The sequence below is a fragment of the Paraburkholderia tropica genome (assembly GCF_900109265.1).
Classification (GTDB): Bacteria; Pseudomonadota; Gammaproteobacteria; order Burkholderiales; family Burkholderiaceae; genus Paraburkholderia; species Paraburkholderia tropica.
In genome coordinates this window covers 386,508-408,079 of record NZ_FNZM01000001.1, presented here as the reverse complement: position 1 = coordinate 408,079, position 21,572 = coordinate 386,508, and the positions used below count along the sequence as shown (strand labels likewise).

At 66.6% G+C, this 21,572-nt stretch carries 20 protein-coding genes; 9 read left to right on the top strand and 11 right to left on the bottom strand.

What is annotated here, in order from left to right:
- Positions 1 to 11: 11 nt before the first annotated feature.
- Entirely contained in the window at positions 12 to 797 is a 786-nt protein-coding gene (phnL, locus tag BMY06_RS01795) for a phosphonate C-P lyase system protein PhnL (RefSeq protein ID WP_110326034.1), read from the top strand.
- 106 nt (positions 798 to 903) lie between these two features.
- Complete coding sequence (locus tag BMY06_RS01790; protein ID WP_065057623.1) at positions 904 to 2,037, top strand: alpha-D-ribose 1-methylphosphonate 5-triphosphate diphosphatase; 1,134 nt, start codon at positions 904 to 906, stop codon at positions 2,035 to 2,037.
- An 18-nt stretch (positions 2,038 to 2,055) separates the two neighbouring features.
- On the opposite strand, the gene BMY06_RS38360 is transcribed toward BMY06_RS01790, so the two are convergent.
- Entirely contained in the window at positions 2,056 to 2,313 is a 258-nt protein-coding gene (locus BMY06_RS38360; RefSeq protein ID WP_124263086.1) for a hypothetical protein, read from the bottom strand.
- 220 nt (positions 2,314 to 2,533) lie between these two features.
- Here BMY06_RS38360 and BMY06_RS01785 point away from each other — a divergent pair, with 220 nt between their 5' ends.
- The 4 genes from BMY06_RS01785 to BMY06_RS01770 all read left to right on the top strand — a co-directional run bounded on the left by BMY06_RS01785 (position 2,534) and on the right by BMY06_RS01770 (position 6,973).
- On the top strand, positions 2,534 to 3,301 hold the full coding sequence (locus BMY06_RS01785; RefSeq protein WP_065057622.1) for an ABC transporter substrate-binding protein: 768 nt from the start codon (positions 2,534 to 2,536) through the stop codon (positions 3,299 to 3,301).
- 269 nt (positions 3,302 to 3,570) lie between these two features.
- The gene (locus BMY06_RS01780) at positions 3,571 to 4,710 is read left to right on the top strand and encodes a succinylglutamate desuccinylase/aspartoacylase family protein (protein ID WP_074981392.1); all 1,140 of its coding nucleotides are present in this window, start codon (positions 3,571 to 3,573) and stop codon (positions 4,708 to 4,710) included.
- 490 nt (positions 4,711 to 5,200) lie between these two features.
- The gene (locus tag BMY06_RS01775; protein ID WP_065057620.1) at positions 5,201 to 6,361 is read left to right on the top strand and encodes a porin; all 1,161 of its coding nucleotides are present in this window, start codon (positions 5,201 to 5,203) and stop codon (positions 6,359 to 6,361) included.
- 189 nt (positions 6,362 to 6,550) lie between these two features.
- Entirely contained in the window at positions 6,551 to 6,973 is a 423-nt protein-coding gene (locus BMY06_RS01770; protein ID WP_074981252.1) for a DUF6232 family protein, read from the top strand.
- Positions 6,974 to 7,094: 121 nt separating this feature from the next.
- Here BMY06_RS01770 and BMY06_RS01765 read toward each other — a convergent pair whose 3' ends face one another.
- Positions 7,095 to 9,548: a glycogen/starch/alpha-glucan phosphorylase gene (locus BMY06_RS01765; protein WP_065057618.1), complete on the bottom strand. Its 2,454-nt coding sequence runs from the start codon at positions 9,546 to 9,548 to the stop codon at positions 7,095 to 7,097.
- A 575-nt stretch (positions 9,549 to 10,123) separates the two neighbouring features.
- Between BMY06_RS01765 and BMY06_RS01755 the strand changes: the two genes are divergently transcribed.
- Positions 10,124 to 11,470, top strand: a complete 1,347-nt coding sequence (locus BMY06_RS01755) for an MFS transporter (RefSeq protein WP_080180825.1) — start codon at positions 10,124 to 10,126, stop codon at positions 11,468 to 11,470.
- Between the two features lie 90 nt (positions 11,471 to 11,560).
- Here BMY06_RS01755 and ltaE read toward each other — a convergent pair whose 3' ends face one another.
- A complete protein-coding gene (gene ltaE, locus BMY06_RS01750; RefSeq protein WP_065057617.1) occupies positions 11,561 to 12,565 on the bottom strand; it encodes a low-specificity L-threonine aldolase in 1,005 nt (334 codons plus the stop codon).
- A 190-nt stretch (positions 12,566 to 12,755) separates the two neighbouring features.
- The gene (locus BMY06_RS01745; protein WP_065057616.1) at positions 12,756 to 13,499 is read right to left on the bottom strand and encodes a peptidoglycan DD-metalloendopeptidase family protein; all 744 of its coding nucleotides are present in this window, start codon (positions 13,497 to 13,499) and stop codon (positions 12,756 to 12,758) included.
- Positions 13,500 to 13,836: 337 nt separating this feature from the next.
- On the opposite strand from BMY06_RS01745, the gene BMY06_RS01740 reads away from it, so the two are divergent.
- Together BMY06_RS01740 and BMY06_RS01735 are read left to right on the top strand one after the other, a co-directional pair.
- Entirely contained in the window at positions 13,837 to 14,157 is a 321-nt protein-coding gene (locus tag BMY06_RS01740) for a hypothetical protein (RefSeq protein ID WP_065057615.1), read from the top strand.
- A gap of 127 nt (positions 14,158 to 14,284) precedes the next feature.
- Positions 14,285 to 15,142, top strand: coding sequence for a DUF2968 domain-containing protein (locus BMY06_RS01735; protein WP_074981248.1), 858 nt, complete (start codon positions 14,285 to 14,287; stop codon positions 15,140 to 15,142).
- 755 nt (positions 15,143 to 15,897) lie between these two features.
- Here the strand turns inward: BMY06_RS01735 and BMY06_RS01730 are convergent.
- The 7 genes from BMY06_RS01730 to BMY06_RS01700 all read right to left on the bottom strand — a co-directional run bounded on the left by BMY06_RS01730 (position 15,898) and on the right by BMY06_RS01700 (position 21,555).
- The gene (locus BMY06_RS01730) at positions 15,898 to 16,224 is read right to left on the bottom strand and encodes a DUF4148 domain-containing protein (RefSeq protein ID WP_074981247.1); all 327 of its coding nucleotides are present in this window, start codon (positions 16,222 to 16,224) and stop codon (positions 15,898 to 15,900) included.
- A 247-nt stretch (positions 16,225 to 16,471) separates the two neighbouring features.
- Positions 16,472 to 17,884 carry an NADP-dependent phosphogluconate dehydrogenase gene (gene gndA, locus BMY06_RS01725; protein WP_065057612.1) on the bottom strand — a complete coding sequence of 471 codons (1,413 nt, stop codon included), beginning with the start codon at positions 17,882 to 17,884 and terminating at the stop codon, positions 16,472 to 16,474.
- A gap of 138 nt (positions 17,885 to 18,022) precedes the next feature.
- Complete coding sequence (locus BMY06_RS01720) at positions 18,023 to 18,676, bottom strand: DUF938 domain-containing protein (protein WP_074981390.1); 654 nt, start codon at positions 18,674 to 18,676, stop codon at positions 18,023 to 18,025.
- Positions 18,677 to 18,774: 98 nt separating this feature from the next.
- Positions 18,775 to 19,392: a pyridoxamine 5'-phosphate oxidase family protein gene (locus BMY06_RS01715; RefSeq protein ID WP_074981245.1), complete on the bottom strand. Its 618-nt coding sequence runs from the start codon at positions 19,390 to 19,392 to the stop codon at positions 18,775 to 18,777.
- Between the two features lie 106 nt (positions 19,393 to 19,498).
- Complete coding sequence (locus tag BMY06_RS01710) at positions 19,499 to 20,401, bottom strand: NAD-dependent protein deacetylase (RefSeq protein ID WP_074981243.1); 903 nt, start codon at positions 20,399 to 20,401, stop codon at positions 19,499 to 19,501.
- 30 nt (positions 20,402 to 20,431) lie between these two features.
- Entirely contained in the window at positions 20,432 to 20,632 is a 201-nt protein-coding gene (locus BMY06_RS01705) for an oxidoreductase-like domain-containing protein (RefSeq protein WP_074981241.1), read from the bottom strand.
- A 125-nt stretch (positions 20,633 to 20,757) separates the two neighbouring features.
- The gene (locus tag BMY06_RS01700; protein WP_065057721.1) at positions 20,758 to 21,555 is read right to left on the bottom strand and encodes an SDR family oxidoreductase; all 798 of its coding nucleotides are present in this window, start codon (positions 21,553 to 21,555) and stop codon (positions 20,758 to 20,760) included.
- Positions 21,556 to 21,572 lie beyond the last annotated feature (17 nt).

Genomic DNA, 21,572 nt, shown 5'->3' with positions numbered 1-21,572 from the left:
TGGTGAACACGATGACACTCAATCCCTCATCCGCGCGCGCGTTCGCCGAGCGCCCCGCGCTCATGCTGCGCGCCGAAGACGTGCGCAAGACCTTCACGCTGCACGGCCAGGGCGGCATCGGCATCGAGGCGCTCGCGGGCGTGTCGCTCGATGTCGAACGCGGCGAATGCGTCGTGCTGGTCGGCCCGTCGGGCGCGGGCAAGAGCACTTTTTTGCGCTGTCTCTACGGCAACTATCTCGCGAGCGGCGGCACCATCGCGATCCGCGACGACGCGCTGCCGCAACAGCATCTGGCGATCACGGGCGCCGAACCTCACGACGTGCTGCGTCTGCGCCGCAACGTGGTGGGCTACGTCAGCCAGTTCCTGCGCGTGATTCCGCGTGTGAGCACGCTCGATATCGTGGCCGCGCCGCTGGTTGCACGCGGCGTCGACGAAGACGAAGCGCGCGAACAGGCCGCGCAGCTGCTCGCGCGCCTGAACGTGCCGCAGCGTTTGTGGCCGCTCGCGCCCGCCACGTTCTCGGGCGGCGAGCAGCAACGCGTGAATATCGCGCGCGGACTGATCGCGCAGCATCGCGTGCTGCTGCTCGACGAACCCACGGCGTCGCTCGATGCGGAAAACCGCGCCGTCGTCGCGCAACTGATCGTCGAGGCGCGCGAGCGCGGCGCGGCGATCGTCGGCGTGTTCCATGACGAGGACACGCGCGAGCGCGTCGCCACGCGCGTGCTGACGCTCGCCGCGCCGCGCGCGCCGATCGGCCTGCAAGCCGGGATGGAAACCCACGCCGTCGCCTGAAAAACGACGCGAAGAAACTGCACTGTGTCACGCGCCGCGCGCACACTGAAGCCTGTGCGCCGCACGCGTCCCAACCTGATGACGACCTGATTTCCGGAGCCCGACGATGTTGATCACCAACGCTCGCATCGTGACGCGAGACGACGTATTCACCGGCACGCTGCGCGTGGAAGACGGCATGATCCGCGAGCTGTCGCGCGGCACGAGCGCCGCGCCCGAAGCCGAAGACTGGGAAGGCGATTTCCTGCTGCCCGGCCTCGTCGAACTGCATACCGACAACCTCGAAAAACACCTCGCGCCGCGTCCCGGCGTGCAGTGGAACATCGACGCCGCGTTCGTGATCCACGACGCGCAGATCGCCGCCGCGGGCATCACCACGGTGTTCGACGCGCTCGCCATCGGCACGCGTCTTTCCGTGGGCGTGCGCGGCCGCGACGTGCAGCTTGCGAGCGCCGCCGCGCTGTCGCGTTTCACCGAACGCAAGCTGCTGCGCGCCGATCACTTCCTGCATCTGCGCTGCGAGATCGCCACCGAAGACGTGATCGAGCTGTTCGATACGCTCAGCGCGCATCCGCTGCTGCGGCTCGCCTCGGTGATGGACCACACGCCCGGCCAGCGCCAATGGCACGACCGCGCGCAGTGGCGCCGCTTTCAGGAGCGCCACGGCAAATGGACCGACGAGCACGCCGACAACCTGCTCGCCGAAATGGCAACCGAGCAGGAGCGTTACGCCGATGCGCACCGCCGCGAGATCGTCGGGCGCTGCCGCGCGCGCAACATTCCGCTCGCGAGCCACGACGACACGCTGATCGAGCACGTCGAGCAGGCCGCGGAAGAAGGCATCGTGCTGGCCGAATTCCCGACCACGCGCCTCGCCGCCGAAGCCTCGAAGCAGCGCGGCATCGCCACCATCATGGGCGCGCCGAACGTGGTGCGCGGCGGCTCGCATTCGGGCAACGTCTCGGCGCTCGAACTGGCGCAGGCGGATCTGCTCGACATCCTCTCGTCGGACTACGTGCCGTCGAGCCTGCTGACCGCCGCGTTCGACCTGGTGACCAAGGCCGACTGGACGCTGCCGCGCGCCGTCGCCACGGTGTCGTGGGAGCCCGCGCGCAAGGCGGGTCTGCACGACCGCGGCGCGATCGAACCAGGCCTGCGCGCCGACTTCGTGCGCGTGACCATGCTCGATGCGCTGCCGGTGCCGCGCGCGACGTGGCGCGCGGGGCAGCGCGTGGTGTGAGCGCGTGGTGAGCACGCTTTAAGCATGCATTGAAGTAGAAGCCGCAAGATTGCTGCGTTGCAGTAACGGCGCGCTGAGGCTGTCGATCAAGCCAACGGCGCGCCGTCGTTTCGATTTCAACTTCCCTTCAGGTACCGCGCCTTGCGCCGTATCGGTGCTCGCGCAATCATCCGACTGTTGCGGCAGAGCATCGCAATCGCGCTCCCGCACGCGCGCCGCGGTCTTGCGCCGATACGCCGCGCGCCTTGTCCAGCAAGGCTTTGCGGCCAGCGTCATCGATTCGCCGGCGACCGTTAGAGCGTTGGCTCGCCCGCCATCCGGTATTTCACTAGCGACGCAGCAATTTTGACCGGGTAAGCTTTGCGGCGCCGCTCGCAACACGCTCAAACGTGAAGTGCGAGGCCACCACAGTTCCAGCGCGAGCCGCGCCGGAACACAGCACGGCGGCGGCACGACCGCACGCCGCGCGCCCTGAACCATACGAGGAGTACACATAGTGAAGAAACTGCTTGCCGCCCTGTCGGTTGCCCTGCTGGCCGTCTCGGCCGGTGCCGCCCAAGCCAAGGACTGGACCACCGTGCGCTTCGGCGTCGACGCGAGCTACGCGCCGTTCGAATCGAAAGCACCCGATGGCAAGCTGGTCGGCTTCGACATCGACCTCGGCAACGAAATCTGCAAGCGCATGAACGCGAAGTGCGTGTGGGTCGAGCAGGATTTCGACGGCATGATTCCGGGCCTGAAGGCGAAGAAGTTCGACGGCGTGCTCTCGTCGATGACCATCACCCCGCAGCGCCAGGAACAGATCGCGTTCTCGGCGAAGCTGTTCAACACGCCGACGCGCCTCGTCGCCAAGAAGGGCACGAGCTTCCAGCCGACGGCTGACTCGCTCAAGGGCAAGTCGGTGGGCGTCGAGCAAGGCACGATCCAGGAAACCTACGCCAAGGAAAACTGGGCGCCGAAGGGCGTGAACGTGGTGCCTTACCAGAACCAGGACCAGGTCTACGCCGACCTGATCTCGGGCCGTCTGGACGCCGCGCTGCAAGACGAAGTGCAAGCCGACCTCGGCTTCCTGAAGACCCCGCGCGGCGCGGGCTTCCAGTTCGCGGGCAAGGAAATCCCGACGGGCGCTGCCGCCATCGGCCTGCGCAAGGAAGACACCGACCTGAAGGCGAAGATCGACAAGGCCATCGCCGACATGATCAAGGACGGCACGTACAAGAAGATCGAAGCCAAGTACTTCGACTTCGACGTGTACGGCAACTAAGCATCGCCGTTCCCTTCTTGCGACCGCCGCCGTGCGGTCCGCAAGATGGAAAAAGCCCAGACCTCGGTCTGGGCTTTTTGCTTTGCGGCGCGCGCAGCGATGCGAAGATCCGGCAAAGGCCACGCATCGGCCAGTCCACACGCGACGCCGCACCCCGATTCAGCCCACCGCGCATATCGGCTAAGATCATGGGCACCGGTCCGCCCGCGGACCAAACCTACTGCCACTCCGAACGCGCCTCGCGCTCAACCGCGTCGCACGCACTCATCATGCAAACCCGCAACCATCCGCTGATCGCACCCGCGCTCGGTACCGCGCGACAGATCGCGAGCTTCCACTACGGCCCGGCGGCTGATCCGTCCGCAGGCCAGACCGGCGCGCCGAAGGTCTACATCCAGTCGTCGCTGCACGCCGACGAACTGCCCGGCATGCTCGTCTCGTGGACGCTGCGCCGCAAGCTCGCCGCGCTCGAAGCCGCCGGACGCCTGCGCGGCGAGATCGTGATCGTGCCGGTGGCGAATCCTATCGGCCTGAACCAGCACTGGCTCGGTCATCTCGTGGGCCGCTTCGAATCGAACACCGCGCAGAACTTCAACCGCAATTTCCACGACCTCACGGCGCTCGTGCTGCCGCACATCGAGGCGCGCCTGGGCACGGACGCCGCCACGAACCTCAAGACCATCCGCCACGCGATGGGCGAGGCGCTCGCGGCGCAGCAGCCGAGGACCGAACTCGATTCGCAACGCCTCGCGCTGCAACGCCTGTCTTACGACGCCGACATCGTGCTGGACCTGCATTGCGACTGGGAAGCCGCGATGCACATCTACACGAACCCGGAGCTGTGGCCGGAAGTCGAGCCGCTCGCGCGCTATCTGGACGCCAAGGCGTCGCTGCTGGCGCTGAATTCGATCGGCAATCCGTTCGACGAGATTCACAGCTTTTGCTGGAGCGAGCTGCGCGAGCGCTTCGGCGAGCGTTTCCCGATTCCGCACGGCTCGATTTCGGTGACAGTGGAACTGCGCAGCCAGCGCGACGTCTCGCACGAGTTCGCCGAGCACGACGCCCAGGCGATCGTCGAGTATCTGACCGCGCGCGGCGTGATTGCCGGCGCGGCCGCCCCGCTGCCGCCGCTCGCGCATCCGGCCACGCCGCTCGCGGGTACGGAGCCGATCGTCGCGCCGGCAAGCGGCGTGATCGTGTTCCGCGCCGAATGCGGCGCATGGCTCGAAGCGGGCGCGCCGGTCGCCGATATCGTCGATCCGCTCACCGACGAGCTGGTCACGCTGCACACCAGCGTGAGCGGCGTGATGTACGCGCGTCACAGCGCGCGTTTTGCGACGGCCGGCATGGAAGTCGCGCGCATCGCCGGCGACACGCCGATCCGCACGGGCTCGCTGCTCTCGCTGTAACTCCCCTCGCCGTTTTGTCATGGCTCATCGCACCGATGAGCCATGACTGCACACGTCCATCTCCATTGCCGGGCAGATCGTTTTACGGATTATTTCGCAATCCCAACTTCATGAAGTCGATAAAACACGCCACGCGCGACTCATTCCCTGCGTCGATAAATCGAATGGATTCGCCAATAAAACCACCATAAAAAGCGATCCATATACGAAATCCAATCGTTGAAAGCAGAAAATTTTATAACGCGCTAAATCGCGCTTTTTTTGCCCGGATTTTCTTTCCTATCGCCTCGCGAGCCGCGCCAGCGCTCGATTTGCGCCGTTTGCTCCCGTCGGCAAGCCCGCTGTCGCATTTACGCCACAGAGTAGCGACATTCATGTGGCATTTCCTTACTGTCACAATCCTTTCGTCCTCGACCCTTAAATTGCAGCGCGTCGCACAGACCGGCCCAAAAGAGGCCGGCACATACTTTTCCTTCATCCGGAGCAACAGTTGAAAAAGAAAATTCTGACCACCGCTATCCTTGCAACCATCGCGGGCGCGGCCCACGCTCAAAGCAGCGTGACCCTGTATGGCCTGATCGACGCAGGCGTGAGCTACATCAATCACACGCAAAACGCGACGAAGGGCAGCTCGAAGGCATTCCAGTACGGTGACGGCGTGGCGCAAGGCAGCCGTTGGGGCCTGCGCGGCTCGGAAGACCTGGGCGGCGGCCTCAAGGCAATCTTCGTGCTCGAAAACGGCTTCAACAGCGGCAACGGCACGGCTGGCCAGGGTAGCTCGATGTTCGGCCGTCAAGCCTACGTCGGTCTGACGCAAAACAACATCGGCTCGCTGACGTTCGGTCGTCAATACTCGTTCAACACGGACATCCTCGGTTCGCTGTACTCGACCGGCGGCAACACGGTGTCGGGCAACTGGGCGTATCACGTCAACGACGTCGACCAGCTCACGTCGAGCCGTATCAGCAACGCGGTCAAGTTCCAGAGCGTGAACTTCTCGGGCTTCACGTTCGGCGGCCTGTATGGCTTCTCGAACACGACGTCGTTCGCCGGCGCACCGTCGGGCAGCACGACGGCTTCGTCGCGCGCTTACAGCTTCGGCGCGAACTACGCGTACGGTCCGTTCAGCATCGGCGGCGCATACGCCGACATCACGTACCCGGCAGCCGCATCGCCAACGACGTTCTCGACCTCGCTCGCCAACGTCAGCACGGCCGTCAGCGCGATCCGCGACCTGCGCTCGTTCGGCTTCGGCGGCCGCTACGTGTTCGGCCCGGCAACGGCATGGCTGCTGTGGACGAACACGCGCTTCGAGCCGATCACGGGTTCGTCGACGCTGTACAACGCGTACGAAGCAGGCGTGAAGTACGCCTTCACGCCGGCCCTGACGGGCGCGGTCGGCTACACGTACTCGCGCGCTTCGGGCCTCTTCACGGCGCACTGGAACCAGGTCAACGGTTCGGTCGACTACGCGCTGAGCAAGCGCACGGACGTCTACGGCCTGGTCGCTTTCGAAGACGCGTCGGGCTCGTACAAGGGCACGCCGGTGCAGGCGCAGATCGGCGATTCGTCGTCGAGCATCTTCGCGCCGTCGGGCTCGGGTTCGCAGAACCAGCTCGCCGTTCGCGTCGGCATCCGCCACAAGTTCTAAGCACGCACGACGCCGCGCCCGCCTTGCGGGCGTGGTGCGCGCGCGAAAAAAGGGCGTCCCTCGGGACGCCCTTTCTCTTTTGTACAGCCGCTTCTCGCGCTCCGCACGCGGTCTGCGGCAGCACAGGACCTGCCGCCGCGCGCGCGCTTCTGGTACGCTGCGGCCTTTCCACTCGCAGCATTCGAATCGATGGAACTTCCTTTCAACGAAGCGGCCGTGACGGTCACTCGCACCTCGCTGTCCGCCGCCGGTCAGGTCATCGCGATGCGCGACATCGAAGACACCCGCATCGTCACCGTTGAGCGCAGCCGCGTGGTGCCCATTGTGATCTCGCTGATCGGCGTGGCCATCGCCGCGGCCGGCGGCGTCTGGGGCGCGGGCGCGGCGCTCGGCTGCGGCGTGATGCTGATCGTGGTCGGCTGGCTCGCGTGGATCTGGCAAGAAGTCTCGCACCGCCTGATCGTGGTGGTGGGCGGCGCGCCGCGCGAAGCCGTCACGAGCGGCGACCGCGCCTTCCTCGAACGCGTCGAACAGGCCGTGCGCGCCGCGAAGGCCGACGCCCCAGCAGCGCCCGCCGCACCCACTGCACCCGGCGCCGCGCCGGCAGCCTGAGCGGCGGCGCCTGAGCAGTCACCCGATCCGCACACCGCGCGGCCCCTGGCAACAATAAGCGGCCCGCGCACCCAGCCAGCTTCTCCCGCCAGCTACCCGTTTTCCGGCCACGCCCGCGTCGTCACTCCAGATCGATCGGCCGCGTGTGCCAGATGTCGCGCGCATATTCGGCAATCGCCCGATCCGACGAAAACGTCCCCATGCCCGCGACATTCTCGATCGCGCTCGCGGTCCAGCCCGGCACGTCGACGAAGCGGCGGTCGGCGGCCTCCTGCGCCTCGACGAACGCGGCATAGTCGGCCAGCACGAGGTAGTGATCGCCCCAATCCACGAGCGTGTGGAAGATATCCGTGTAGCGCGCCGGATCGCCCGGCGAGAAGAAGCCCGTGCGGATCTGGTCGAGCACGGTGCGCAGCTCGGCGTTTTCTTCGTAGACCTGACGGGAGCGATAACCCGAGCAGCGCAGCGCATCGACCTGATCGGACGTGTGCCCGAAGATGAAGATATTCTCCGGCCCCACCGCGTCGCGGATCTCGATGTTCGCGCCGTCGAGCGTGCCCATCGTCAGCGCGCCGTTGAGCGCGAGCTTCATGTTGCCGGTGCCGGACGCCTCGGTGCCCGCCGTCGAAATCTGCTCGGAGAGATCGGCGGCCGGAATCAGTACTTCGGCCACGCTCACGCCGTAGTTCGGCACGAACGTCACCTTGAGCCGGTCGCCCACCACGGGATCGTGATTGATCTTCTCGGCCACGTCGTTGATGAGGCGGATGATCATCTTCGCCATGCGATACGCCGACGCCGCCTTGCCCGCGAACACCACCACGCGCGGCACCCAGTCGCGCTCGGGCTCCGCGAGAATGCGGTTGTAGCGCGTGATCACATGCAGCACGTTCAGCAACTGCCGCTTGTATTCGTGGATGCGCTTGACCTGCATGTCGAACAGCGCATCGGGATTGAACGACAGCCCCGTGCGCGCCGTGAGCCGGCGGATCAGGCGCACCTTGTTCTCGCGCTTGGCCGCGCGAAACGCGGTTTCGAACGCCGCGTCGCCCGCGAGCTTGCGCAGCGCGCCCAACTCGAACAGATCGGTGCGCCAGCGCGTGCCGATGGTTTCGTCGACGAGTGCGGCCAGCGGCGGACTCGCCTGCGCGAGCCAGCGGCGTGGCGTGATGCCGTTCGTGACGTTGGTGAAGCGCTCGGGATAGAGCCGCGCGAAGTCGCCGAAAATATCGCGCGTCATCAGTTGCGAATGGAGCTTCGAGACGCCATTCACCTTGTGACTCGCGACGATCGCCAGATACGCCATGCGCACGCGCCGCTGGCCGTATTCGTCGACGAGCGAAATGCGGCGGATGAAGTCGAGATCGTGCGTGCCTTTCTCGCTCGCTTCGCGCAGAAACGCGGCGTTGATATCGAAAATGATTTCGAGGTGACGCGGCAGCAGGCGCGCCAATAGTTCGACGTCCCAGGTTTCCAGCGCTTCAGGCATCAGCGTGTGATTCGTGTACGAGAACACGCGCTTGATGTGCCCCATCGCCTCGTCCCACGGCATGTGATGGATATCGACGAGCAGGCGGATCAACTCGGGAATCGCCAGCACCGGATGCGTGTCGTTCAGATGGACCGCGACCTTGTCGGAGAAGCGCCCGAACGTGCTGTGCGTGCGCAGATAACGACGGATCAGATCCTGCATCGTCGCCGACACGAAGAAGTATTCCTGACGCAGACGCAGCTCGCGACCCGCCATCGTCGAGTCGTCGGGATAGAGCAGACGCGATACGTTCTCCGAAATATTTCTCGCTTCCACCGCGCGCTGATAATCGCCCTTGTTGAACGCCGAAAGGTCGAGTTCCTCGTCGGCGCGCGCAGACCACAAGCGCAGCGTGTTGGTCGCGCTCGTGGCGTAGCCGGGAATCACGGTGTCGTAGGCCATCGCGTTGACGTGCTGCGTGTCGATCCACTCGACGTGGCCGTCGCGCTGCACGGTGCGCCCGCCGAAGTGCACGGGATACTGCACCTCGGGGCGCGGAAATTCCCACGGATTGCCCGAGCGCAGCCAGTAGTCGGGCGCTTCGACCTGCTCGCCGTTGATGATCTGCTGGCGAAACATGCCGTAGTCGTAGCGGATGCCGTAGCCGAAGCCCGGAATGCCGAGCGTCGCCATCGAGTCGAGGAAGCACGCCGCGAGACGGCCGAGACCGCCGTTGCCGAGCGCGGCGTCGGGTTCGAGGTCGATCACGGAATCGAGATCCACGCCGACGTCGGCGAGCGCCTCTTTCATCTGATCATGGATGCCCAGCGCGAGCAGCGCGTTCGAGAACGTGCGGCCGATCAGGAATTCCATCGACAGGTAATAGACGCGTTTGACGTCCTGGTCGTACTGGCGGCGCGTGGTGATCATCCAGCGCTCGACGAGGCGGTCGCGCACCGCGAGCGCGGCGGCGTGCAGCCAGTCCTGCGGCGCCGCCGTGACGGCGTCCTTGCCGACGCCGTACATCAGGCGATTGGAGATGGAACGGCGCAGCGCATCGGCGCTGCTCTTCAACTGGTCGAACTCAAGACCGACTGCTGTCATCGAATGCCTCCCGGAAAAGCGACGCGCCGCGTTGCATGTCGATGCGGCGGCGCGCGTTCGTTCAGGGGCTGCGCGCGAGCACCGTTCGGGTGCACGCCGGGTACGCGGACCGATGCAGGGCGAGGCGCACGCGAGCCTGCGTGACTCGCCTCGCGCCGCATCCTCACCTTGGCCCGCGGGCGCAGATCAGTTTGCAGATTAGGACATTTTGAGATCGCGTGCGGCGGCGCGCCATCGCAAACGCGCCTGGTTCGCCTCGTTGCACGAGCGCTCACGGCACGCGAGACGGGCGACTCGGGCGGACGCGGCCAGTTTGGCTGTTAGTTGCGTTCCATCAGCCGGACGACGACATTCGAGGCGCAAAAATCCCGACGCCAAAAATGCACACCGCGCCGCCTTACAAGCACCTCACGCTTTGAAGCAGGCGCTGCACGAACGCGCCGCGTCTGTAACAATTGCACCAGCGCGCGTCGCGCGCGCCTGCCTTGCGCTTGCCCTTCGATTCGCCCGAGACCGCCGCCTTGTCCGATACCCACACCGCGCAGCCCGACACCACGCCGCGCGCCGACGAGCCCATGTCGGCGAAAAACCGCCGTGCGATGGCCGCGATCATGCTCGCCGTCGCGCTCGCGACGCTCGACACCGCGATCGCCAACACGGCGCTGCCCGCCATCGCCACCGATCTGCACGCGGCGCCCGCCGCTTCGGTCTGGATCATCAACGCGTATCAGCTCGCGATGGTCGCCACGCTGCTGCCGCTCGCGGCGCTCGGCGACATCCTCGGGCATCGGCGCATCTATATTGCGGGGCTGGCGATCTTCACGGTCGCCTCGCTCGCCTGCGCGGTCTCGCCCACGCTCGGTGCGCTCGCGGCGGCGCGCGTGCTGCAGGGCCTCGGCGCGAGCGCGATCATGAGCGTCAACACGGCGCTGATCCGCTTCCTCTATCCGACGCACCGGCTCGGACGCGGTCTCGGCATGAACGCGCTGATCGTCGGCGTGTCGTTCGCCGTGGGCCCGACCGTCGCGTCGCTGATTCTCTCGGCGGGCACGTGGCCGTGGCTGTTCGCGATCAACGTGCCGCTCGGCGCGCTCGCGCTCGTCTTCGCGATGCCCGCGCTGCCGCACACCGCGCGCGGCAAGCACAGCTTCGATCCGCTCGCGGCGCTGCTCAATCTCGTCACCTTCGCCGCGCTGATCTTCGCGCTCGGCGAGGCGGCGCAGCGCGCGCCGCTGCGCGAAGTCGGCATCGCCGCCGTGATCGCGCTGGTGTTCGGCCTGCTGCTGATCCGCCGCGAAGCCGGCCATCCCGCGCCGATGCTGCCCGTCGATCTGTTCAAGCGGCCCGTGTTCGCGCTGTCTTCGCTGACCGCGGTCTGCTCGTTCGCGGCACAAGGCCTCGCGTTCGTTTCGCTGCCGTTCTATTTCGAAACCGTGCTGATGCGCAGCCAGGTCGAAACCGGCTTCCTGATGACGCCCTGGCCGGTCGTGGTGGCCGCCGCCGCGCCGATCGCCGGGCGGCTGTCGGACCGCTATCCGCCGGGCCTGCTCGGTGCGATCGGCCTGGCGATCCTCGCGGCGGGCATGGCGTCGCTGGCGATGCTGCCCGTGCATCCGAGCGTGCCCGACATCGTGATCCGCATGGCGATCTGCGGCGCGGGCTTCGGTTTCTTCCAGTCGCCGAACCTGCGCGCCATCATGGCCGCCGCGCCGCCCGAGCGCAGCGGCGGCGCGAGCGGCACCATCGCCGTCTCGCGTCTGCTCGGGCAGACCACGGGCGCGGCGCTCGTGGCGCTGTGTTTCGGAATCGTGGGTTCGCGCGGCCCGACGCTCGCGCTCGGTCTGGGCGCGGCGTTCTCGGCGGCGGCGAGCATCGTGAGCGGCTTGCGCCTGTTCGCGCCGTCGCACCGCGCGGGGCATTAGCGCGGGGCCGGTGAAGCGCTGACGCGGCGCGCGCGTGGAAGGTTGCGAGACGGGTTGCGCGATGGGTTGCGCAACCCGCGCCCGGCTGGATCAGCGCGTGAAGTACGCCTTCACGGCGTCGACGAAGGTGTCGATATCGGCGGCGCTCACGTCCAGATGCGTGACGAAGCGCGACGCGTAGAGCATCTGCGTGAGGATGCCGCGCTCCTTGAGCCACGCTTCGAGCGGCGCGCAGTCGGCCTGCGGAAACTGCGCGAACACCATGTTGGTGGCGTGCGACATCACCTTCACTTCATCGATCTGCGCGAGCCCAGCCGCGAGGCGCGCGGCGTTCGCGTGATCGTCGGCGAGACGCTCGACGTGATGATCGAGCGCGTAGAGACACGCCGCCGCCAGCACGCCCGACTGGCGCATGCCGCCGCCCAGCACTTTGCGCCAGCGATGCGCCGACTCGATCAGCGCGCGGCTGCCCACCAGCACCGAGCCGACCGGCGCGCCCAGCCCTTTCGAAAAGCAGATCGACACCGAGTCGAAGTCCGCCGTGAGCGCCTGCAACGGCTGATTCGAGCCGACCGCCGCGTTGAACACGCGCGCGCCATCGAGGTGCGTCGCGAGTCCGCGGTCGTGCGCGAACTGCGTGGCCTCGGCGACATAGGCCGGCGGCAGAATCTTGCCGCCGATGGTGTTTTCGAGCGCCAGCAGACGCGTGCGCGCGAAGTGGTCGTCGATCGGCTTGATCGCGGCGGCGATGCGCTCGAGCGGCAGCGAGCCGTCGGCGGCGTTATCGAGCGGCTGCGGCTGGATGCTGCCGAGCACCGCCGCGCCGCCGCCTTCGTACTTATAGGTGTGCGCGAGCTGGCCGACGATGTATTCGTCGCCGCGTCCGCAATGCGCCATCAGCGCGGCGAGGTTGCTCTGCGTGCCGCTCGGGAAGAACAGGCCCGCTTCCTTGCCCGCCTGCTCTGCCACGCGCGCCTGGAGGCGCAGCACGGTGGGGTCGTCGCCCCAGACGTCGTCGCCGGTTTCGGCGCGGGTCATGGCGGCAAGCATGGCGGGGCCCGGGCGGGTGACGGTGTCGCTGCGCAGATCGATCATGCGATGAAGTCCTCGAAGTCCTCGTGGTGGCCGCGCTCAGGCCGCGCGGCGTGGAATCATCGAGTGTATTTTCAAACGGCGCGGCGAGGCAACCGCGCGAAAAATCGGCAGGGAACGCGGAGGGAAAAGCGGGGAGGAGAAAGCGCGGCGCCCGAGCGCCGCGCATCCGTTCGACGGGGAGAAGACGCGCCTAGCGCGAAAGCAGCGGCAACGGGTCGACGGGCTTGCCGTCGCTGCGCACTTCGAACTGCACGCCCGCGACGCCGTTGTTGTCGACGCCCATTTCGGCGATCGGCTGGCCTTGCGAGACGGCGTCGTCTTCCTTCACGAGCAGTTTGCCGTTATGGCCGTAGGCCGTGACGGTCTGATCGTTGTGCTTGATGATGACGAGCGGGCCATAGGCCTCGATGCCCGTGCCGGCGTAGACCACGCGCCCGGCCGCGGCGGCGCGGACCTGTGCGCCCGGCTGGCCGCCGATCACGATGCCGGTGGACTTGCCCGGCACGAAGCGCTGCAGGATCGGACCGCGCGCAGGCCACGCGAGCGTGAGCTGGGGCGCGACGGGCGCGGGCACGGCCACGCCGGCGGCGGCCGGCGCGGAGCTGGGCGCGCCGAACGCGGGCTGCTGGGGCACGGCGCCCGCATAGCTCGCGGGCGGCGCGACGCGCAACACCTGGCCGGGCAGCACCTGCGCATTCGGCGGCAACTGGTTCCAGCTCGCGAGGTCCTGCGGCCGCTGGCCGTAGGCGGCGGCGATGCGCGTGAGCGTATCGCCAGGATTGACGCGGTAATAACCGGCCGGGACGCCCGTGGTCGATGCGGTGGGCGCCGAACTCGGCTGGCCCTCCCACGGGGTGAGCGTACAGGCGCTGCAGACGAGCGTGAGCGCGGCCAGTGCCGCGTACGCGCCCGGGTTTCGCCGTTGTCGATTCATCTTGCTATACCTCGCTTGTTCCTCGCTACGTACGTCGGGGATACGTATATCTGGATGCGCGTGGGGCCGCCGGCGTTCGCCCGCGAGACCCTCCGCTGATTATGGCGAACGGCCCCCATTATATCTTTCCGGACGCGTGACCCCTTTCAAGGCGCACGCGCCCCGGTTTTCAACCAGCATACGACGCTTGTCAGAACTACCCTACAGTTTGCAAGGACAAACACGACTCCACTGTTCGCCCCCTCGCCTATACTGCCTCAAGCTGCTCATCAGATAATCAGACGAAAGAGACGATGCGCCTCTCGCCGCGGCCCCACGTCCCGTGAGGATTTCGAGCATGAACAAAGCCACTTTCCTGTCCGTCCAGCTCAATGTCGAAGACGTCGCGGCGTCTCCGGGGCTGGTCGAACTGCTCAACAACCATCTCGTTTTTGCCGCCGACGTCGCCGAAGCCGCCGACGAACTGGTCCAGCACGCCAGCGTCGCCGGTCTTTCCGGGGACGCCGAACCGACCGTGCAGATTCCGGCCGTGGTGATCGAGCGTCTGCGCGACGCGCTCGAAACCCTGAGCGGCTACGACGAAACCTGGCTGTTCGCGCTCGAACCCGGCCGTGCACTCTTCGACGACATCGCACGCCGCTCGCGCCTCCTGCACTGAGGCGCCGCAGGACCGCCCGGAGCGGACCGCGCCCGCCGGCGCGCGCCTGTCCCGTCTTGCCGACATGCCGCCTTGGCCGCCCCGCGCGCGCCGTGGACGAGCGGCGTGATCTTCTGGGGGAAACGCCGTGAAATCATTCCTGAACCGCCGTCGTGCCGCAGAACCGGGCGGCCCGTCGCATCTCGTCGCGGTCGCGCGCGACAGTTCTTCCGCCGACCTCGCCCACCCCGCCGGGAGCGTTGACACGCATCGCCCCGCCGGCGAACCCGGCCCGCATCACGAAGCCGAAACCGCTCATCAACAGAGCAACGACCATAGCAACGACCACGACGGCGCCGACACGCTCGATTACCACGCCGACGCCGCAACGACCGCCCGCATGCCGATCCACTCGGGCGGCGCGCCGCGTCCGGTTTCGACGCTGCACGCGGTGCCCGCAATGCCCGCGCATCTGAGCGGCCGCCCGGTGCAGATCGCCGATGGCGCGTCGTTCGAAGCGCTCGTCGCGACCCACGCGATGACCACGTTCCGCTCGTTTCGCAGCTTCGATTACACGGTGACGCTGCTCTTTCATGGCGAGACGCTCGGCTATTTCGTGGCGCTGCATCAGGATGGCGCGCTCTGGCATGCGTTCCGGGCCGCTGACATCGATTCGGCCGGCGCGGTGTTTCATCATCTGCAGGAGCAAGCGACGCGCCTCGCCGATGGCGAAACGCGCATCGCCCAGCTCAGCGCGCAAAACGTGCTGCTGGCGAGGCAAATCGAGGATTCGGAAGCGCAGGCCGAACGGCTGCGCGTGGATCTGCAACGGCACGCCGAGCAGGAGCACCGCGTGAGCGCGCGCCAGCATCAGGTGCGCAAGGACGTGGCGCAGATGGAGGCGCAACGCATCGCCGCGCAGGCGCAACTGAACAAGGCGCACCGCACGATCCACCAGTTGAGCGTGACGAGCAGCGAAGGCGTGCCGCATCTGCACGGACGCTGAGGCGGCGCGACGCCGCCGGGCTTTTCACGTCGCGCGCAATCTGACGCGCCACGAAACGCGCCACTCAACGCGAGCGCCAAAAAGAAAAGCGCGGGCCGGTTCTCGACCGGGCCGCGCTGGACTGCTGCTACTGCGTACTGCACTTTCACTTCTACTGCTTGCTGCGGACTTCTGCTGCATACAGCGACTCCTGCTACTGCTCACTACGCACTGCAACTGCCAACTTCAACCTCTTTGCTGACTACGGACTTCAACATCTACTGCTTACTGCGTGCTTCTACTGCTTAAAGCGACCTCTACTGCTTACTTCGACTTCGACTGCGTACTGCAACCTCTACTGCGTACGGCTACTTCAACTGCCTGCTGCAACCTCTACTGCGTACGGCTACTTCAACTGCCTGCTGCAACCTCTACTGCGCACTGCAACTTCAACTGCCTGCTGCAACCTCTACTGCGTACTGCACCTCTGTGTGCTTACTTCGACCTGCAACTTCTACAGCAACTGCTCACTGCAAACTGCAACCTCTTGCTGCTTACATCGACCTGCAACTACGCACTGCTACTTCTATTGCCTGCTGCAACTACATACTGCAACTACGTACTGAGGTCCTGCACCTGCAACTTCTACATCCACAACAAACAACAACTGCTCTCTGCTCGCAACTCACAACAACTTCGACTGCTTCACTGCCTGGCTTCACTGCCTGGATAGTGAGACCGCACCGGGCGATCTCACCGATACTTCACACCCGAACTTAGTGGCCGAAATACACGGCTTGCGACGGGGCGACATGCGCGGGCTGCACCGGGGCGCCCGACTGCGACGTACCGACTGCCGGCGCGCCGTAACCGCTGGTTTCACCGTTCGCCAGCTTTTCCTGGTTCACGCGGGCCTGAGCGGCCTGGATGTTTTCGGGGTAATTCACATGATCGGCGGACGGGTTGTAACCGGCCTGCTCGAGTTCGACGAGCTCCGCGCGGACCTGTGCGCGGGTCAGACCTTGCTGGCTCGACTGGGCGAACGAGATCGCCGGGATGGCCAGTGCTGCTGCAACGACAACGGCGGGAATAAGCTTGTGCATGATCTAACCTCCATCTGTTTTTTTGCGCTTTGGGCTCTGTTTTCCTCAGCGCTTGATGAAAGTCTAGGCCTTTCTTTGATCTAGGGAAAACCCTAATAACAAAAAACACCGTTGCAAAATCGTTAACAAAAAAGGGGAACCCGGAAGGCTCCCCTTTTATTCAGACAAAAGCCCGCAAAAACTATCGGGCCGATAGCCCCTCAGTCCGCCGACGCAACGCCCGCTGACAGGCGCACGCAGCGGGCGATCAGGACCAGTCGGCGTGGAAGCTGCCCGGCTTGTCGATGCGCTCGAACGTGTGCGCGCCGAAGAAGTCGCGCTGCGCCTGCACCAGATTCGCGGGCACGCGCTCCGAGCGATACGCGTCGAAGTACGCGACCGCCGACGAGAACGCCGGCACCGGCACGCCGACCTTCACCGCTTCGACCACCACGTCGCGCAACGCGGCCTGATAGTTGGCGGCGATATCGCTGAAATAGGGATCGAGCAGCAGATTGTCGAGCTGCGCGTTCTTCGCGTAGGCGTCGGTGATCTTCTGCAGGAAGCGCGCGCGGATAATGCAGCCCGCACGGAAGATCTTGGCGATCGTGCCGTATTGCAGATCCCACTTGTACTCGTCCGAAGCGGCGCGCAGCTGCGCGAAACCCTGCGCGTACGAGATCACCTTCGAGAAATACAGCGCACGGCGCACCGACTCGATGAACGCCTTGCGGTCGCCCGCGAACGGCTTCGCGTCCGGGCCCGCGAGCACCTTGCTCGCCGCCACGCGCTGCGTCTTCAGCGACGAGAGCACGCGCGCGAACACGGCTTCCGTGATCAGCGGCAGCGGCGCGCCGAGGTCGAGCGCGTTCTGGCTCGTCCACTTGCCGGTGCCCTTTTGCGCCGCGCGATCGAGGATCACGTCGACGAGATACTGGCCGGTTTCGTCGTCCTTCTTCTGGAAGATCTTCGAGGTGATTTCGATCAGGTAGCTGTCCAGCTCGCCCGCGTTCCACTCCGTGTAGACCTCGCCCAGTTCCTCGTTCGAGAGGCCGAGCACCTGCTTGAGCACGGCGTAGCTTTCGGCGATCAACTGCATGTCGCCGTATTCGATGCCGTTATGGACCATCTTCACGTAGTGGCCCGCGCCGTCCGGACCCATGTAGGCCACGCACGGCTCGCCGTCCGCCGGCGCCTTCGCCGCGATTTCGGTGAGGATCGGTGCAACCAGATCGTAAGCGTCGCGCTGGCCGCCCGGCATGATCGACGGGCCCTTGAGCGCGCCTTCCTCGCCGCCCGACACGCCCGTGCCGATGAAATGCAGGCCCGCCTTCGCGAGTTCCTGGTTGCGGCGGATCGTGTCGGTGAAATGTGTGTTGCCGCCGTCGATCAGGATGTCGCCCTTCTCCAGCAGCGGCTTGAGTGCGGCGATGGTGGCGTCGGTCGGTTCGCCTGCCTTGACCATCAGCAGAATGCGGCGCGGCTTTTCGAGCGACGCCACGAACTCTTCGAGCGTGTAGGCCGGCACGAGTTTGCGCTCGGGGAATTCAGCGATCAGCTCATCGGTTTTCTCGCGGCTGCGGTTGAACACCGACACCGCATGGCCGCGGCTTTCGATGTTGAGCGCAAGATTGCGTCCCATCACGGCCAGACCCACCACGCCGATTGCCTGTTTGCTCATGTTGACTCTCCACTTCAATCAATTGGGGTGACGCACGCGCGGCATCGCGCAGCGCGTCGATCGTGCAAGCATAAGGGAAACGCCCGTGCGCTGCGCGATGGCGCGCACGGCATCCCGCCCGAGGGCCGCGATTATCGCCTACTCGCGGCCCGCCGCCGCCTGCCTGCGGAAAACGAGGCTGAAATTGTTCGCCGGCATCGCCACCACGGCCTCGCAGACGAGCCTTTCGGCGGCCGCGAGCGCCTCGACGGCCTCCATGTCGCGCACGCCCCAGGACGGGTCGCGCGCGCGCAGATCGGCGTCGAAGGCCGCGTTGCTCGGCGCCGTATGCGCGCCGCCGCGCCGGTACGGACCGTACAGCACCAGCGCGCCGCCGACCGCAAGCCGCGCGCCCGCGCCTTTCAGCAACGCAACAGCGGCCTCCCACGGCGCGATATGAATCATGTTGATGCAGACGATGGCATCGACCTCGCCGATCGGCCAGGGTTCGCGGCGCACGTCGAGATCGAGCGGCTCGCGCAGATTGGCGAGCCCGGTGTGTGCGCGCCACGCGGACACCGAAGCGCGGGCGCGCGGATCGGCGTCGCTCGGCTGCCAGTCGACGCCGGGCAGCGCCGACGCGAAATGCACCGCATGCTGGCCGGTGCCGCTCGCGATTTCAAGCACGGTGCCGCGCGCGGGCAAGGCGCTGCGCAGCACGTCGAGGATCGGCGCGGCGTTGCGCTCGGCGGCGGGCGCGTGCAGGCGCTCGGGGCGCGGCGTGGAAGCGGAGCTTGAAACGGAATCGGTCATCTGAAGCGGGAAAAAAGAGTGGCGCTGATTGCGGACGAACATGCAGGCGAATACGCGGGCGAACATGCAGACGAAAGTGGAGACGACACCGCAAGCGCTCAATAAAGCGTTTTCTTCATGCGCTCGGCGAGATCGGCCTCGTAACGCTCGACGTCGAATGACTCGCCGTATTGCTCGTCGTTCACGCGGCGCAACATGTCGCCCGCGCTCGGCAACTGCGAACGCTCGACGTGGCGCGACGCGTCCCAGAGATGCGAGCGCGCGATCGCCTTCGCGCAGTGGAAATAGGCGCTCTCGATGTCGATCAGCAACACCGAGCGCGGCGGCTTGCCGTCGACGGCGAAATGGTCGAGCAGCCCGGCATCAACGCTCACGCGCGCGCGGCCGTTCACGCGCAGCATCTCGCCCACGCCCGGCACCATGAACAGCAGGCCGACCTGCGGCGCGGCCACCACGTTGCGCAGACTGTCGACGCGATTATTGCCGGGCCGGTCGGGCAGCGCGAGCGTGCGCTCGTCGAGCACGCGCACGAAGCCCGGCGCGTCGCCGCGCGGCGAGCAGTCGAGGCCGTCCGGGCCGCCCGTCGCGAGCACGACGAACGGCGACAGCTCGATGAAGCGGCGGTAATCCGCGTTCACGTGGTCGATTTCCTTGCGCAGCGCGCGCTCGTGCGGCGTGCCGTAGTGCGCTTCGAGTTCGTCGGTCGTGGTCAGCATCGGTCGGGGTCCTCTCGATTTCCTGGCGGCTTGCGGCGCAAGAATGCCAATGAACGCCGATGAACGCCAATAAGCACCCGTGATCGGCGATGAAAAACGGCGCGATTCAGGCGCCGAGCCGCGCGGCGAGCGCGTCGAGCGTCGCGGCGCACGGCGCTTCGACTTTCAGCGCGAGCAGCGGGTCGGCGCGCGTCTTGCCGAGGTTGATGGCGGCCACGGGCTTGCCGCGCTGCTGCGCCCACGCGCAGAAGCGATAGCCCGAATACACCATCAGCGACGAACCGACCACGAGCACCGCGTCGGCCTCGTCGAGCGCCGCCGACGCCGCCGCCACGCGCTCGCGCGGCACGTTCTCGCCGAAAAACACCACCGACGGCTTGAGCATGCCGCCGCAAGCGTCGCATGCGGGAATGTCGAAGGCGTGTTCGCCGTCGAAGTCGAGATGGGCGTCGCCGTCGGCGGCCGGTTCCGCGAACGCGCCCGCGAGCGCCGGATTGCGCGCCTCCAGTTGCGGCTGGATCGAGGCGCGCGAGTACTGCGCGCCGCAGGCGAGGCAATGCACGTGGCCGATGCTGCCGTGCAGCTCGATCACGCCATGACTGCCCGCGCGCTGATGCAGGCCGTCGACGTTCTGCGTGACGAGCGTGCCGACGCGCCGCGCCGTTTCGAGCCGCGCGAGCGCGCGATGCGCGCCGTTGGGCTGCGCGAGCCCGACGGTCGGCCAGCCCAGCATGCTGCGCGCCCAGTAGCGGCGGCGCGCGCTGTCCGAGCCGAGAAACTCCTGCAGCGTGATGGGCGGCGAACGCTTCCACGCGCCGTTTTCGTCGCGATAACCGGGGATGCCCGAATCCGTGCTGATACCCGCGCCGGTCAGCACGAACAGGCGCGGGTGGCGCTCGGCGAACGCCTGGAGCGCATCGAGCGCATCGAGCGCCGTGAGTGCATCAGCGGGCTTGACGGCAGAGGTGACGACAGAGGCGGCGGCGGGAAGATCGAGGGATTCGGACATGACGGCTCGGCGTAGTGTGGGGCGCGCCGCTCAGCGCGGCGGTTCGGCCTCGACGGCCTCTGCCGCGTGGCGCGCTTCCCACGCCGCGAGCGCTTCGCGCCAGCGCTGCACCTCTTCGGCGTAGAGATCGAAGATGCAGGGACTGCAGCCGCTCTGGCAGCAGTCGCCGTCGTTGGGCCGCTCGGGCGGTTCCGGGCGCGGGTCGTCCTCGGGATGCAAAGGCAAAGACATGGGGCGAACGTCGTAATGATTCGGCGTCCAGTATACGGGAGCGCGCGTTTGCGCGTGCGGGCGCCCCACCGGCCGCACGCCTTGCCCGCCAACGGCTAAATCGGTCTACGCATCGCTACGCGCACTCATCCTCGCCCAACGAACGGCATCTTCGTGGCCATGATCGTCATGAACTGGACGTTCGCGGCCAGCGGCAACTGCGCCATGTGCAGCACCGCATCGGCGACGAGTTCCACATCCATCAGCGGCTCCACGGCGATCTCGCCATTGGCCTGCGGCACGCCGCGCGCCATGCGCTCGGCCATCTCGGTGCCCGCATTGCCGATGTCGATCTGCCCACAGGCGATGTCGTAGCGCCGTCCGTCGAGCGACACCGACTTCGTCAGCCCGGTGATGGCGTGCTTGGTCGCCGTGTACGCAATGCTGAACGGACGCGGCGCGTGGGCCGAAATCGAACCGTTGTTGATGATGCGGCCGCCTTGCGGGTTCTGCCGCTTCATCAAGGCGAACGCCGCGCGCGTGCAGAGGAACACGCCGGTCAGATTCGTATCGACCACGGCGCGCCAGTCTTCCACCGACAACTCGTCGATATCGACCGCCTTCGCGTTACGTCCCGCGTTGTTGAACAGCAGATCGAGGCGGCCATAACGTTGGCGCACCGTGTCGAACAGCGCTTCGACCGCGGCCGCGTCGCTGACGTCGCACGGCACGGCCAGCGCTTCCTGGCCCGCCGCGCGCGCGTCGGCGGCGAGCGCGTCGAGCGGCTCGGCGCGGCGGCCCGTGAGCACGACCGCGTAGCCGTTCGCGAGCAGCTTGCGCGCGCACGCGCGGCCGATGCCGCTGCCCGCGCCCGTCACGATCGCCACCTTGCGAGCGGTGTTTTGTCCACGGTCCTGGGTGATTTCCTGCGTTGACTCTGTCATCGTTCCCGCCTCGTTTG